Genomic DNA, 13166 nt, shown 5'->3' with positions numbered 1-13166 from the left:
GAGTGCCAGCCGGGCGACCTGCTGCGCTGGGAGGCCGAGGACGCTGCGGGCGGATGACGTGCCCCATACCGGGCGTGGAACACCTGGCACCGCCGGCCTGGCACGGCACGTCGACCGCATGCCCCCTGGCCCTCGCTCGGCTTGCCCGGATTCCCTCCTGGAGGCACGACCTGGCGAAGGTGTGGGCGGTGTCGGGTGGCGCGACGGTGGTCAGAGCCCCGCACGTCATGCGGAGGGGTCTTTTCGCCCTGACGTTCGCTGACGGCGGTCCTGAGCTGCTCGGCGACTCGCTCGCGATTAGCGTCCCCTGCGCGCACGTGTCGGCGATCGATCATGCGTCCACCCAAGAAGGGTAAGAAGGCACCGTACGACGAAGTGTCGGGCCCGGCAGACAGGGGTTGTAAGCCGCACGCACCCCCATGCGATCGTCGCGATGACGACCCATCCTGAAGTGACCGCACTAAGTGCATGGCCGTAAGGTAAGGCTCTTGCAGCACTGATGGAAATACCGGCCGTACGACATAGGAGCAACCCGCTCTCCAGTGAGCCAGGGTAAGGAACGAACCCTGGATCTCCGATCGCCCCCCGATCACGACAGACCTCGGCCACCCCTTGGCGATCGTCGTGCTGCATTGGGGCGGCGGCGCGACCAGAGGCCGGCGGCTGGCGTCAGGGCGGCGCGGTGCGCGTGCGGCGACGGCACGGATTCCTGCGCGCCGCCGCTTGACGCGGCGATGGCCCGAATCCGGGTGGCTTTCGTGGAGCGCTCGACCGGGGGACTGGTCTTTGGCCCGCCCAAGTCCAAAGCTGGCCAACGCACTGTCGGCATCCCGCAAGCCATCGTCCAGGCGCTTCAGGAGTACATCGCCACCTATGTCCAGGACGAGCCGGGCGCGCTGATGTTCCCCGGGGCGAAGGGCGGCCCACTCCGGCGCAGTGGCTTCAACACCCGCATACGGTAGGTCGACCTGATCAAAGAGATGGGTCTTTCCGGTCTCCACTTACATGATCTCCGGCACACGGGCGACGTGTTCGCCGCCGAGTTTGGGCGCGGGTCTCAAGGATCTATCAGCACGCCGTACGGGGTGCGGACAAGACGACCACGGACGCGATCGACACGCAGCTGGAGAAGCGGGACAACGATGAGAACGGCTCGCCGGGTGCTCGCCCCCGTGGGCTAATTGCACGTCAATTGCACGGAAGATCGAGAACGCTCTAGAAACAATCAAGGCCCGGGTCGGGATCAATCCTCTGACCTGGGCCTTCAGGTTGGAGCGGGTGACGGGAATCGAACCCGCGCTGTCAGCTTGGGAAGTCTCCATTGCGACTGGCTGCTGAGCTGGGAGACGCTGACGTGCGGGGGAGCGGGGTGAGTGACCGTGGTTCCCCGTGAGTCCCCCTTGATCACTCTCCTGACGGGCACGCAACGCGCACGCGCTGGGCATGGGGAACGTCTGCACCTTCGTCGCCTTGGTGCGCGGCGGGCCGGGGTTGAGGCACGAAACCCCGGACCGTCGATCGCCCCCGGCCCCGTACGGAGATCAGCCATCGCCAGGCGATCGTAGGCGGTGTGAGTGCGGCGGCACCACGAAGGCATAGCAAGTTGGGAGCTTGATCTTTTGCCGGCCATTTAAGTGAGTCGGAGGTTCTCGGCTGTTTAGAGTTGTCCCGTGGAAGTGGATCAGTACGTGTACTTCGCCCTCAAGAGCGAACGCATGCCTGCAGAGGAGATGGCCACGCGACTGGGTCTTGAGGCGGATGAGGTCACGATTCGAGCCAGTAAGAGACTCGAGCCCCCTCATCCAGCGGTTCACATCTGGCAGATCAACGTTCCCAGATCGAGCCGGCCCGTTGACGACATGATCACGGCTTTGGTCGACCGATTGGAGCCATACGCCCCGGCGATCGGGGTGCTTGCCGGCGAACTGGATCGGTATGAGCCTGGACACGCCGCTGTCCTGCAAGTGGTCCGCTTCTTCGGTTTCCATGACGAGGACTCCGAGGAAGAGCAAAGAGCAGAAGCTCCAACTCGACCCCGGCCGCTGGGCTGGCACCTTGACCGCCGTGCTCTCGACTTCCTGCAGACCACTCGGGCGGAACTCGATGTTGATGAGTACGGGGACACCCTCTGATCTGCCATAGCTCGGCCGAGTGGTCTCGCGCGGCGGCGCGTCGCTTGGCGGCGGCGAGTTTCGTTGGGTACGGCGGGTGCGCGGTGCGGCTACGGCCCGGGGCGCTGCCGGTCGGGACCGGCGCTCACGCCGCACGCCCGGCCGGCAGGCGGCGGAGGGCCGGGTACGGCGGCGCGGCGCGTCGCCGCTTGATGGAACAGGTCTTCGCCCTGGCCGGTGTGATCGATCCGCGGTTCCGGGCGCTGGTCCTGGTGGCGACGTTCGGCAGTCTGCGTTGGGGTGAGCTGGCGGCGCTACGGAGGAAGCATGTCGACCTGGACGCCCGTACGGTCCGGGTCGTGGCATCGACCACCGAACTGAAGGACGGGTCGGTGACCATCGGGCCGCCCAAGTCCATGGCCGGCCTGCGTACCGTCACGCTTCCTGCAACGGTGAACGCGGAACTGCGGGCGCATCTGGACAGGTACACCGGTCCCGATGAGGAAGCGTTCGTTTTCGTAGGCGCGAAAGGGACGATGCTTCGCCGGCCGACCTTCAGTAGGACGTGGCGCAAGGCGCTCACGAACGCGGGGCTGTCGGGCTTTCATTTCCACGATCTCCGGCATACCGGGAACAAGTTCGCTTCGCAGTCGGGGGCGACGCTGCGGGAGTTGATGAACCGCATGGGCCACTCGACCACGCGGGCCGCGTCGATCTATCTGCACGCGGAGGGTGAGCGGGACCGGGTGATCGCGGACGGCATGGGGAAGCTCGTCGTAGAGGCGGTCCCTAGCGAAGATCACGACGCATCGGGCACGTAGCGAGCACGGAAGATCGAACAGGTGCTGGAAACAATCAAGGCCCGGGTCGGAAAATGCTTCCTGACCTGGGCCTTGTGCATGAGCGGGTGACGGGAATCGAACCCGCGCTGTCAGCTTGGGAATCGGCTACTGATCTTGGCGTCCTGAGCTGGGGAAACGGGGGTGCAGGTCAGAGTGGGTCGAGTGACCGCCATTCCCCGTGAGTGACCCCGAATCCCCGCCGGTTCTGGCACGCATCTGGCACGTGGATCATGGCCACTCGACGCGCATGAGATACACCTCGCGTTGTTCCTCCATGACCACGTAGGTCGCGAGACCGCGCTCGCCGAAGGTGTGGGTGAGCATGTTGGCCTTGGGATTGGACTGGGTTGTACGGTCGGCCACTCCACGGCGCGGTCTCCAGCAGCGTGAACAGTTCGGCGAGCGGACGTAGCGCCTCTTCGGGAAGCGCGGCGATCTGGTCCTCGGCGACCGGGTCGAGTATGAGTTGGTACACCTACAGCTCGACTCCGCGAGCGGTGAGGACCTCACGCCATGGCCTTCCCCGGGGGACCGGCTCGCCGACAAGGATCTGCTCGGCCCTGACGTGCATCTGGCGGCGTCCTCCAGGGTCTACCACCGAGTCGCACGCGGAGATCCACCAGCGGTGAACGAAGTCGTTCAGCGCGCCGAGATCCAGACTTACCCGAACCTCATCGAGGACTGCCTTGAGCCCCGCATCGAACGCTTCACGGTCCTGCGGTACGACTAGGGCGGCGCGGATGGCCCGCAGGTTCTTCTCCGGCATAGACGGGCTGGGTGGTGTGAAGTCCTGTGGCTGCGCTGTCATGCTGATGTCCCCTCTCCCGTCACAGAGCCTACAGAGCTCAGCTGACAAGGCTGGGGACTTTGGGAGTGACGGAAGCCAGGAAACCCATGTGGAGCGGGTGACGGGAATCGAACCCGCGCTGTCAGCTCACCCTCCTGACGGGCACGCGGCGGGCACGGCACCGGTGCCCCTACCCAAACCGCATCAGCAGCTTGGGAACAACCGTTCAGGACAGTCCCATCTGCGCCATGCCCCTCAACGGTCTTCCTGGAACGGGCTGGTACGGCGGTGAACTGCAACCCAAACAGGTTTATGACCCGTGCAGACGCGCAAACCTTCCCCGCCGGATCTTCCCGTCGCCGTCCCACCCGTGGGGGGCAGGCCAGGGACAGGGGTCCTGGCCGCCGGTCGGCCGGCGGCGGCCGGATTCACCCGCACCCACTCCGCGACCGGGGGGCTCCACTCGGGGATCGTTCAGGCGGCCAAGCCTCAGACTGCCAACTTGAGCCTCCATAAAGGCCGGCTTCCCGTTGTAAGGTACCCGTCATCACGACGGCCGCCCCGCACTCGCAGGCTTGAGGACCATAGTGGCGAGGTGGCGGGCGATGCCGTTGGTATCCGGTGTCCTTCATTCGTGACCGCTCAGGGGCTTGCGGAGGCCCTGATGGCTCTGCGGCTAGGTCAGTCTCAGATCGATGAAGGGGACGGCGTGGCCGGGTAGCACGTAACGCTCGATCTCGACGAAGCCGTGAGAGAGCGCGAACCGCAGTCCGTCCTGGTTAGATTCCAGGACTACGGTCTCGATGACCTTGCCACCCATCGCTCGGGCATGTTCCAACTCACGCTGGAAAAACTCCCCACCGATCCCCTGCCGACGGTGCTCGGGAAGCACCCGCACGATCACTGTGGCCGTCCCCGCATCGTCCGTCGGAGGGCGTACGGTAGAGCAGCCGGCAAGCACGTCGCCGGCATACCCCAACTCCAAGTGAAACCGCTGCTGGCGCTCCCGTACGTCCTCCAGCGACAGCGGATCGGCCGGGATGATCACGTTGTGGACATGCCGCCACTCCTCAAGCGTTGCGTCATCTACCGCTTCAAAATGCAACCCGGACACGCCAGTCACCCAACGCCATCGGCTCAGAGACGTCAAACTGGCCTGTGTAGACGCGGCCACCTTCCGAGCGAAGCGGACCGGCAGTCGTGTGGTCCTGCGCGGAGGGGTAGGTGGAGCCGCCCCACGTCCGAACGACCTTGACCCCTGTCCCTGGCCTGCTGGGCTTGTCCTGGGATGACGGTGACGGGTTCATCCCAGAACCTAAGCGCCCCCGCCGGAGGCTCCTGTTCCGGTCGACACGAGGCAAGGGCGATCAACCCACGTTCCTCGGTAAGTCGGGGGTGAGGACCGAACCCCGACTCTTCGGTCGCCCTCCACCACGGCGGAATATCGGCCACCCCGTGGCGATCGTCCTACGTTGTTGGTGTGGGTTGAGCGAGCCGTTCGTAGGGTTGGCTTACCTGCAGGGGTGCGGGGTGTGGCTTTGGCGATCGTGACCCTCGGTGGCTTCCCTTACTTGGCCGCCCCGTATCCCGCGACGACTCGGCCGCTGATTGGGAATTGTGCAGGCCGGCGGCTGGTGTGAGCGCAGCGCCGCCGCCCCTTGACCGGCGGTCTGGTCCTTGGTCCGCTCAAGTCCAAAGCCGGTCGGCGCGTGGTCGGCATTCCCAAGGACATCGTTTCGGCGCTGCGCGAGCACATCGCCACCTATGTTCAGGACGAGCCGGGCGCGTTGTCGTTCCCCGGTGCGAAGGGCGGGCCGCTGCGGCGGAGTGGCTTCAATACCCGCACACGGTGGGTGGATGTGGTCAAGGAGATGGATCTTCCCGGTCTCCACGTCCATGATCTCCGGCACACGGGCAGCATGCTCGCCGCAGAGTCCGACGCGGGTCTCAAGGACCTGATGGCCCGGATGGGACACGACAACGTACGCGCGGCGATGATCTATCAGCATGCCGTACGGGGTGCGGACAAGACGATCATGGACGCGATCGACAGGCAGCTGATGAAGCGGAACGACGGCGACGTCGATGAGATGCCCGCAGGGTGATCACGGAGCTAACGGCCCGCTAATGGCCCGAGAAGATCGAACAGTCTGGGAAACGATGAAGGCCCGGCTCGGGAAGCTATCCGTGACCTGGGCCTTCAGGTTGGAGCGGGTGACGGGAATCGAACCCGCGCTGTCAGCTTGGGAAGCTGATGTTCTGCCATTGAACTACACCCGCGTCGATCAGTGACTGACGACGGACCTACTCTAGCGGAACTTGGGCTGTGCCACCTCCTCTGGTGAGGGTCCTGTTGGGGCGGGGGCGTCTCGTTTTCGAAGGGGCCTTCGGGTGGTGGAGACGTTGGTAGGTTGCTGAGGTGCTGCTATCTGATCGCGACATCTGTGCCGAGATCGAGTCGGGAAGGGTCAAGATCGACCCCTTCGACGCGGAGATGGTCCAACCGTCGAGTGTCGACGTCCGCCTGGATCGGTTCTTCCGGGTTTTCGAGAACCACCGATATCCCCACATCGATCCCGCGATCGAGCAGGCGGAGCTGACGCGGCTCGTGGAGCCCGATGGTGACGAGCCCTTCATCCTGCACCCGGGAGAGTTCGTCCTCGCGTCCACGTACGAGGTGATCGGCCTGCCGGATGACATCGCCGGCAGGCTGGAGGGCAAGTCGAGCCTTGGGCGGCTCGGGCTGCTCACCCACTCGACGGCCGGCTTCATCGACCCTGGTTTCGAGGGTCATGTCACCTTGGAGCTGTCCAACGTCGCGACGTTGCCGATCAAGCTGTGGCCGGGGATGAAGATCGGGCAACTGTGCATGTTCCGGCTCAGCTCGCCGACTGAGCATCCCTATGGGAGCGCCAAGTACGGCTCCCGCTACCAGGGCCAGCGTGGGCCGACCCCAAGCCGGTCCTTCCTCAACTTTCACCGGACCCACGTCTAGGACGAGGCTGATCGGCCAGGCAGGTGGGTGGATACCGAAGCGAGCCCCTGTGGGATGTTCGGCCGGCTTCGTGGGTCGTGCAAAGATCGTCTCCCTGAAGCGCGGCGTCGGGGGTGTTCGGCTGCTCGGGTTCGCGGGGTGATCGTCCCCGAGTGAGCCGCCGGGGGCCGGTTCTACGGGCTTCCGGGTGATCGACTCAAGCGAGCGGTGCGGGTGCGGCTTCGCGTGTTTCCCGGGGGCGGGCTCTCTGGGTGTCGTCTGGCGACGACACCGGGTGCACGTGGCCGGCGCAGGCGTACAAGAGCCACGATGTCTTTCGCGTGTTTCCCGGGAGCGGGCTCTCTAGGTGTCGTCTGGCGACGACACCGGGCGCACGTGGCCGGCGCAGCCGTACAAGAGCCCTGATGTCTTGGGCCCCAGTGAAGGCTCGTAATTCTCTACGGCGTACGGTAGCGGCGGCCGGTGTCAAAGGTGTAGACCAAGACCACAGGTACCGGCGTCGACCGGAGTTGGCCGGGCAGCGGGCCGTCCCAAGGATGGGGCCGCTGTGTCGTCCGTCTGGGTAGACGCCGCCTGGGCTCTCGGATGGGCCCTGCTCGGACACCGTCGTCCGATCCGGTGGGCACTGCTCGGACACCGTCGTCCGATCCGGGCCGCGCGTCGACGGTTCGGGGCCGTGCGTTCATCGGAGGCGTGCGTTCGGTGGGCGGAGGTGGGGCTCCGTTGTTCCTTTCAAGATCTATCTGGGATTTTGCGATGCCTCGGTGTCAACGGGTGAACGGTGGGCAGCGGCAGGGGGAAGAGAGGGTAACAACGGGGAGTGGATGTCACTAACTTCGCATTTCAGCCGGTAACCCTTACCCTTCTCTGCGGACCGTCCCCGCACATCTGGAGAACGACGTGCGCCTGCGTCTCACGCCTCGTGAGGACAGCTACTACGACTTGTTCGCCGACTCGGCGAACAATCTCGTCACCGCATCCCGTCTACTGGTAGAGATCATCAGTGACGGCTCGGACAGGGAAGCCCTGGCCGAGAAGATGCGTGCTTGCGAGCACACCGGTGATGAGCGTACTCACGCGATCATGAACCGCCTCAACGAGAGCTTCATCACGCCGTTCGACCGCGAGGACATCTACCGTCTCGCGTCGAATCTCGACGACGTCATGGACTACATGGAGGCCGCCGCCGATCTCATCGGCCTCTACCAGATCGACCACCTCCCCAAGGAGGTCGTACGCCAGGTAGAGGTGCTGGAGCGGGCAGCGGAGCTGACCGCCGAGGCCATGCCCCGGCTCCGGTCGATGAGCAACCTCAACGAGTACTGGATCGAGATCAATCGCCTGGAGAACCAGGCCGACCAGGTCTACCGACGCCTGCTCGCCAAGCTCTTCGGCGGTGAGTACGACGCTCTCACCGTCATGAAGATGAAGGAGGTCATCGATCAGCTGGAGATGGCCGCCGACGCCTTCGAGCACGTGGCGAACACGATCGAGTCGATCGCGGTCAAGGAAAGCTAAGTGGAGCTAGCACTTGTCATCGGCGTCATCGCCATAGCCCTGGTGTTCGACTACACCAACGGCTTCCATGACGCCGCGAACGCGATCGCGACCTCGGTCTCGACCCGCGCTCTCACCCCTCGGGTCGCGCTGTTCATGGCCGCGGCCATGAATTTCGTCGGCGCCCACATCAGCACCGAAGTGGCCAGGACGGTCGGTACGGGGATCATCGATCCCCCGACGGGATCTCACGGCCTGGTCATCGTGGGCGCGGGCCTGATCGGTGCCATCACGTGGAACCTCATCACGTGGTACTTCGGCCTGCCCTCGTCGAGCAGCCACGGGCTGATCGGCGGCCTGGTCGGCTCCGCCCTCGCGGCCTCCAGCACCATCCACTGGGACGGAGTGGTCCAGAAGGTCGTCATCCCGATGATCTTCTCCCCTCTGGTCGGCTTCGGCCTGGGCGCGATCATCATGATCGCGATTCTGTGGATCTTCCGCAAAGCGAATCCCCACAAGGCCGGCCGGGGTTTCCGGTATGCCCAGACCGTCTCGGCCGCGGCCATGGCGCTCGGGCACGGATTGCAGGACGCCCAGAAGACGATGGGCGTCATCTTCCTGGCGCTCTACACCGGCGGGTACGTCGCGGCCAAGGATCCGATCCCGCAGTGGGTCGTCCTCGCCGCGGCCGCCGCGATCTCGCTGGGTACGTACTCGGGTGGCTGGCGCATCATGCGGACGCTGGGGCGGCGGATCATCCACCTCGCCCCCGCCCAGGGGTTCGCCGCGGAGACGGCCGCGTCCATCGTGCTGTACACGATGGCCATCGCCGCCAAGGCGCCGATCTCCACCACCCACACCATCACCAGCGCCATCATGGGCGTCGGGGCGACCAAGCGCCTGTCGGCGGTCCGGTGGGGTGTCGCGGGCAACATCCTCACGGCATGGGTGCTCACGATCCCGGCGGCCGCCCTGGTCGCCGCGCTGTCCTACTTCGCCCTCCACTGGGTCGTGGAGTAAAGCCGCCCACCGACCAGAGCCGAACCGAAGGAATGAGCGCTCACCCGAGCCGATGAGTGAGCGCTCACCCGAGCTGAGGCGCGAGCGAAGCGCAGGTCGGCGGCTTCTGAGCGTTGCTCAGGAGCCGCCGAGCCAGCGCTGGATGTTCTGGATGCGTTGCTCGCACTCCTGCGTCTCCCGGACGTTGCCGATGGCCTCGTGGGACAGGCGCAGCGCGCGCAGCGCCTCCACCTGGCCGGAGTGGTTGCCGGTCTCGCGGTGGAGCCGCAGGTTCTCGTCCAGGTCGCGTAGCGCACCCGCGTGATCGCCGCGGTACTGCGCGATCAACCCGAGCGTGTGCCGGCACGATGCCTGTTCCCGCAGGTCGCCCGCCTCCTTGACGATCTCCAGCGCCTCCCTGGCGTACTTCTCCGCCTCGTCGGGGCGGTCCATGGCGAGATAGATCCGTGCCAGGTTGTTGATGGCCGACCCCTCGTACTGCCGGTCGCCCATCTCCCGGATGGCCCTGATGGCCTGTACGGCCTTGTCCAGGGCCGACTCCGGACGGCCCATGCGCAGCAGGATGCGGGCCATGGTGTCCAGGCCGAGTCCCAGGCTGTCCCCGTGCCGCTCGCGTATGGTCAGCGACGTCGCCGCGGCCCGGAGCCCGTCCTGCGGCAGGCCCAGCCGCGCGTACGTGCGTGCGAGGCCGCCCAGGGTGCGGGCTTCGCCCGTCGGGACGGCCAGTTCGCGCCAGAGTTTCAGCGCCTGCAGGCCGTGCTGTAACGCGTCCTCGTAGCGGGCCAGCCGCCGCATGGTCCGGGAGAGGTTCTCCAGGTCCTGCGCCTCTCCGGCCCGGTCGGCGATCTCCCTGCGGATCTCCAGCGCGAGGTTGAGGTGTTCGCGCGACTCGGCGTACCGGCCCAGCTTGAAGTACACGACACCGATGGCCGCTCGGGCCTCGGCCTCGCCGCGCTTGTGGCCGATCTCGTGCGCGAGGCGTACGGCGTGCCACAGCCGGGACAGGGCCTCGGCGTGGGCGCCGTCGTCGCGCAGGAGTTTGCCCAGGATGGTGAGCGTCTCGCCCTCGCCGTGCCGGTCGCCGCTGGCGCGGGAGATGCGCAGCGCCTGCTCGGCGTCGCGGCGGGCGAGGTGGCGCAGCCCTAGGTGCCGGTAGATGCGCGCCAGCTCCCGGTAGGGGTTCGCGGACTGCGGCTCGTCGCCGAGGTCGATGCGGATGGCCAGGTCGATGCGCAGCGACAGCGCCTCCATGGCGTACACCGCGGCCTTCTGCGGAGCGCCCCGGAAGTAGTGCAGGCGGGCCAGGTTGAGCAGCGTCTCGGCCTCGCCGGCGCCGTCCTCGATCGCCCTGCGGATGCTCAGCGCGCGTAGCGCGTGGTCCTCGGCGCCGGCGTACTCGCCGAGCCTGCGCAGGTTCTGCGAGATCGTGTCCAGCGCCTCTGCCTCACCCGCCTTGTTGTCGGCCAGGCGGTGCAGGCGCAGGGATTCCTCGGAGTGTTCGATGGCCAGGCGGTAGCGGCCGAGCACGCCGCGGACGTCGGCCAGGTTGTCCAGTGCGTTGGCCTCGCCGAGGCTGTCGCCGAGCCGCCTGAAGCCCCACCGCGCGTCCTCGCCGTAGCTGAGCGCCTTGACGTTCTGGCCGATGCTGCGGTGGGCGATGGCGAGGTGGTGCAGCATATGGGCGGTGGCCGGCCATTCGTCGACGGCCTGGGCCGACGCCAGCCCGGCCTTGTGCACGTCGATGACGTCGCGGACGTAGCCGCGTGAGGTCATGAAGTCGTACACCGCGTCGGCCAGGTTGAACGCGTACGAATGCAGGCCGTGCCGGGCGGCCTGGTGGGCGGCGGCGACCAGGTTACGGCGCTCGGTCTCGAACCAGGTGAAATGACGTTGGCGCTCGGCGTCGGAGGTGGCCCGCGGGGAGACGGCGCGGTCGTGCAGGACGCGCCTCTGGCGGCCGAGCGCGTCGCCTGCCCGCATACCGGTGGCGAGATAGTGGGTGAGCAGGCGCCGGACGGCTCCCGTGCGTTCGGCCTCGCTGTCCTCCAGCAGCACGCGCTCCTTGGCGAAGACCCGCAGCAGGTCGTGCACCATGAACCGGTCGGGTCTGCCCTCTCCTGGGGCGTCCGGGGCGCCGGGACCGCCCTTGCCTGCCACCAGGTGCAGGCGGTGCAGCGCCCGAAGGCGTCGCAGGGTGTCGGGCACGGCCTCGTCCAGCAGCGCGGCGCAGGCCTCCACGCCCAGCTCCGGCCCGGTCATGAGGCCGAGGTAGCGGAAGGCGCGCCGCAGGTCGGCCGGGAGCGCGCGGTACGACACCTCGAAGGCGGGCCGTACGGCCGCACGTGGCTCGTCGTCCTGCGCCAGTTTGGACAGGCGGTCCTGGCCGTCCAGGTCGCGGACCGTGTCGGCGATCTGCTCGGCCGGGTTCTCCACCAGCTTGGCGGCGGTGATCCGTAGTGCCAGGGGCAGCATGGCGCACTGCCGTACGAGCCGGGTGGCGTCCGACGGGTTCTCGCGGACCCGGGAGTCGCCCGGGCCGAGGACGGCGGCCATGAGCTGGATCGCCTCCTCCTCCGCCATGACGTCCAGCGCCAGTGGCTCGACGCCGTCGGCGGGGGTGAGCCCTGGCCGCCCGGCCAGCTTGGCCTGGGTGGTGACGAGCAGGAGGCACCGGTTGGAGGGCGGCATCAGCGGCCGGATCAGCTCGGGGTTCTCACCCGCGTTCTCGACCACGATGAGCAGCCGCCGGTCGGCGAGCCGGCGCTGGTAGAGGGCCATGAGCTCGTTCTCGTCCACCGGCATCTGGTGCCCGCTGACGCCGAGGCCGCGCAGCAGTTGTCCCACGGCCTCGGCGATCGTGAACGCCCTGTTGGGGGCGCCGTGCAGGTCGAGGTAGAGCTGGCCGCCGCTGAAGTGCTCGTCCTTGACCGAATGGCCCCAGTACGCGGCGAGGGCCGACTTGCCGACTCCGGCCATCCCTTCGATGATCACCGCACGCGGGCGGTCCGCCGTGGTGATCAGGGAGTTGAGCGCCTGGATGGCGGCGCTCCTGCCGGTGAAGCAGGGCGGCACCGGGGGAAGCTGGGAGGGGCCGGTGCCGGTCGCGGGGATCCTGATCGCGGGGACCTGCCGCTTGGCGGCCGTCCTGCCGAGGGTCCCGTTGACGGTGAAGGGGGAGAAGTCCCACTCGGCCGCCCACGGACCCGCCGCCGCGCGGAGGGCGTCCATGTCCTTCACCCGGATCGTGGAGCCGTGCTGTTCGAGGATGTCGATGTGCGGGTGGGCGCAGGTGGCGCGGGAGCCTTTGGGGCGCCATACGTGGAAGGCGCGGGCCACGGCCACCCGGTCGACCCCGGCGAAGCTCGCCAGGTCCGTCTGGGTGAGCGGAGGGCCGATCACCACGCCGGTTCCGGACGGGCGCCCGAAGCGGAGGGCGAGCTCGATCAGGTGCAGGGCGATCCGGGCCGGCGCCCGTACGCCGGGGCCGGGGGCGCGCCGCCGGGCGACCAGCACGCGGCGGTGGCCCAGGCTCTTCATCAGCGCGGCGCCGGCCGACAGCTCTTCGGCCAGGAAGTTGACGAACCTGTCCTTGGGCACCTGCAGCGCTCGAACGGCGGTGAGGGTCTCGATGCGCCCTCGGTGCGGCCAGTCCCACAGGGCCAGTTCGCCTTCCAGGTGCCCAGGACCGAAGATCTCGATGAGGGATTCGTCGCCGTCGGCGGAGCCGTACACCTCTTTGGCGTAGCCGTCGAGCAGGACGGTGACGCTGTCGGGGAGTGCGTCACGGTCGGCGAGGGTCTCGCGGGGGGCGAACTCCCTGACCCAGCCGATGGCGTGCAGGGATTCTCGTTCGATCTGGCCGAGGAGTGACCAGAAGGTGCCGGGTCCTCCGGGGTTGAAGTTGGTCACGTCGT

At 67.3% G+C, this 13166-nt stretch carries 11 protein-coding genes and 1 tRNA gene; 7 read left to right on the top strand and 5 right to left on the bottom strand.

Annotated features, from left to right (window positions below; all coding sequences use genetic code 11):
* The first annotated feature begins 758 nt into the window (after nucleotides 1–758).
* From ABD810_RS38080 to ABD810_RS38070, 3 genes are all read left to right on the top strand, one after another.
* The gene (locus ABD810_RS38080) at nucleotides 759–962 is read left to right on the top strand and encodes a hypothetical protein (RefSeq protein WP_344952580.1); all 204 of its coding nucleotides are present in this window, start codon (nucleotides 759–761) and stop codon (nucleotides 960–962) included.
* Nucleotides 963–1670: 708 nt separating this feature from the next.
* Nucleotides 1671–2132, top strand: coding sequence for a DUF4279 domain-containing protein (locus ABD810_RS38075; protein WP_344952578.1), 462 nt, complete (start codon nucleotides 1671–1673; stop codon nucleotides 2130–2132).
* 191 nt (nucleotides 2133–2323) lie between these two features.
* Nucleotides 2324–2932 carry a tyrosine-type recombinase/integrase gene (locus tag ABD810_RS38070; RefSeq protein WP_344952576.1) on the top strand — a complete coding sequence of 203 codons (609 nt, stop codon included), beginning with the start codon at nucleotides 2324–2326 and terminating at the stop codon, nucleotides 2930–2932.
* Nucleotides 2933–3181: 249 nt separating this feature from the next.
* On the opposite strand, the gene ABD810_RS38065 is transcribed toward ABD810_RS38070, so the two are convergent.
* The 3 genes from ABD810_RS38065 to ABD810_RS38055 all read right to left on the bottom strand — a co-directional run bounded on the left by ABD810_RS38065 (nucleotide 3182) and on the right by ABD810_RS38055 (nucleotide 4854).
* On the bottom strand, nucleotides 3182–3316 hold the full coding sequence (locus ABD810_RS38065; protein ID WP_344952574.1) for a hypothetical protein: 135 nt from the start codon (nucleotides 3314–3316) through the stop codon (nucleotides 3182–3184).
* 112 nt (nucleotides 3317–3428) lie between these two features.
* Nucleotides 3429–3761 (bottom strand): DUF6247 family protein, encoded by a 333-nt coding sequence (locus tag ABD810_RS38060; RefSeq protein WP_344952572.1) that lies wholly within the window; start codon nucleotides 3759–3761, stop codon nucleotides 3429–3431.
* Between the two features lie 655 nt (nucleotides 3762–4416).
* On the bottom strand, nucleotides 4417–4854 hold the full coding sequence (locus ABD810_RS38055; protein ID WP_344952570.1) for a GNAT family N-acetyltransferase: 438 nt from the start codon (nucleotides 4852–4854) through the stop codon (nucleotides 4417–4419).
* Between the two features lie 544 nt (nucleotides 4855–5398).
* On the opposite strand from ABD810_RS38055, the gene ABD810_RS38050 reads away from it, so the two are divergent.
* A complete protein-coding gene (locus tag ABD810_RS38050; protein ID WP_344952568.1) occupies nucleotides 5399–5845 on the top strand; it encodes a tyrosine-type recombinase/integrase in 447 nt (148 codons plus the stop codon).
* 101 nt (nucleotides 5846–5946) lie between these two features.
* On the opposite strand, the gene ABD810_RS38045 is transcribed toward ABD810_RS38050, so the two are convergent.
* Nucleotides 5947–6020: transfer RNA gene (locus ABD810_RS38045), tRNA-Gly, on the bottom strand.
* Between the two features lie 139 nt (nucleotides 6021–6159).
* Here ABD810_RS38045 and dcd point away from each other — a divergent pair.
* The 3 genes from dcd to ABD810_RS38030 all read left to right on the top strand — a co-directional run bounded on the left by dcd (nucleotide 6160) and on the right by ABD810_RS38030 (nucleotide 9252).
* Nucleotides 6160–6735, top strand: coding sequence for a dCTP deaminase (gene dcd / locus ABD810_RS38040; protein WP_344952566.1), 576 nt, complete (start codon nucleotides 6160–6162; stop codon nucleotides 6733–6735).
* Between the two features lie 900 nt (nucleotides 6736–7635).
* The gene (locus ABD810_RS38035; RefSeq protein WP_344952564.1) at nucleotides 7636–8253 is read left to right on the top strand and encodes a DUF47 domain-containing protein; all 618 of its coding nucleotides are present in this window, start codon (nucleotides 7636–7638) and stop codon (nucleotides 8251–8253) included.
* Nucleotides 8254–9252 (top strand): inorganic phosphate transporter, encoded by a 999-nt coding sequence (locus ABD810_RS38030; protein ID WP_344952562.1) that lies wholly within the window; start codon nucleotides 8254–8256, stop codon nucleotides 9250–9252.
* A 117-nt stretch (nucleotides 9253–9369) separates the two neighbouring features.
* On the opposite strand, the gene ABD810_RS38025 is transcribed toward ABD810_RS38030, so the two are convergent.
* Entirely contained in the window at nucleotides 9370–13161 is a 3792-nt protein-coding gene (locus ABD810_RS38025) for a tetratricopeptide repeat protein (RefSeq protein WP_344952560.1), read from the bottom strand.
* Between the last annotated feature and the right edge of the window lie 5 nt (nucleotides 13162–13166).

The sequence above is a fragment of the Sphaerisporangium flaviroseum genome (genome assembly GCF_039537005.1).
In the GTDB taxonomy this organism is placed as follows: Bacteria; Actinomycetota; Actinomycetes; order Streptosporangiales; family Streptosporangiaceae; genus Sphaerisporangium; species Sphaerisporangium flaviroseum.
Note: the sequence above shows the minus strand (reverse complement) of the source record. Positions and strands in the feature narration are given on the sequence as shown.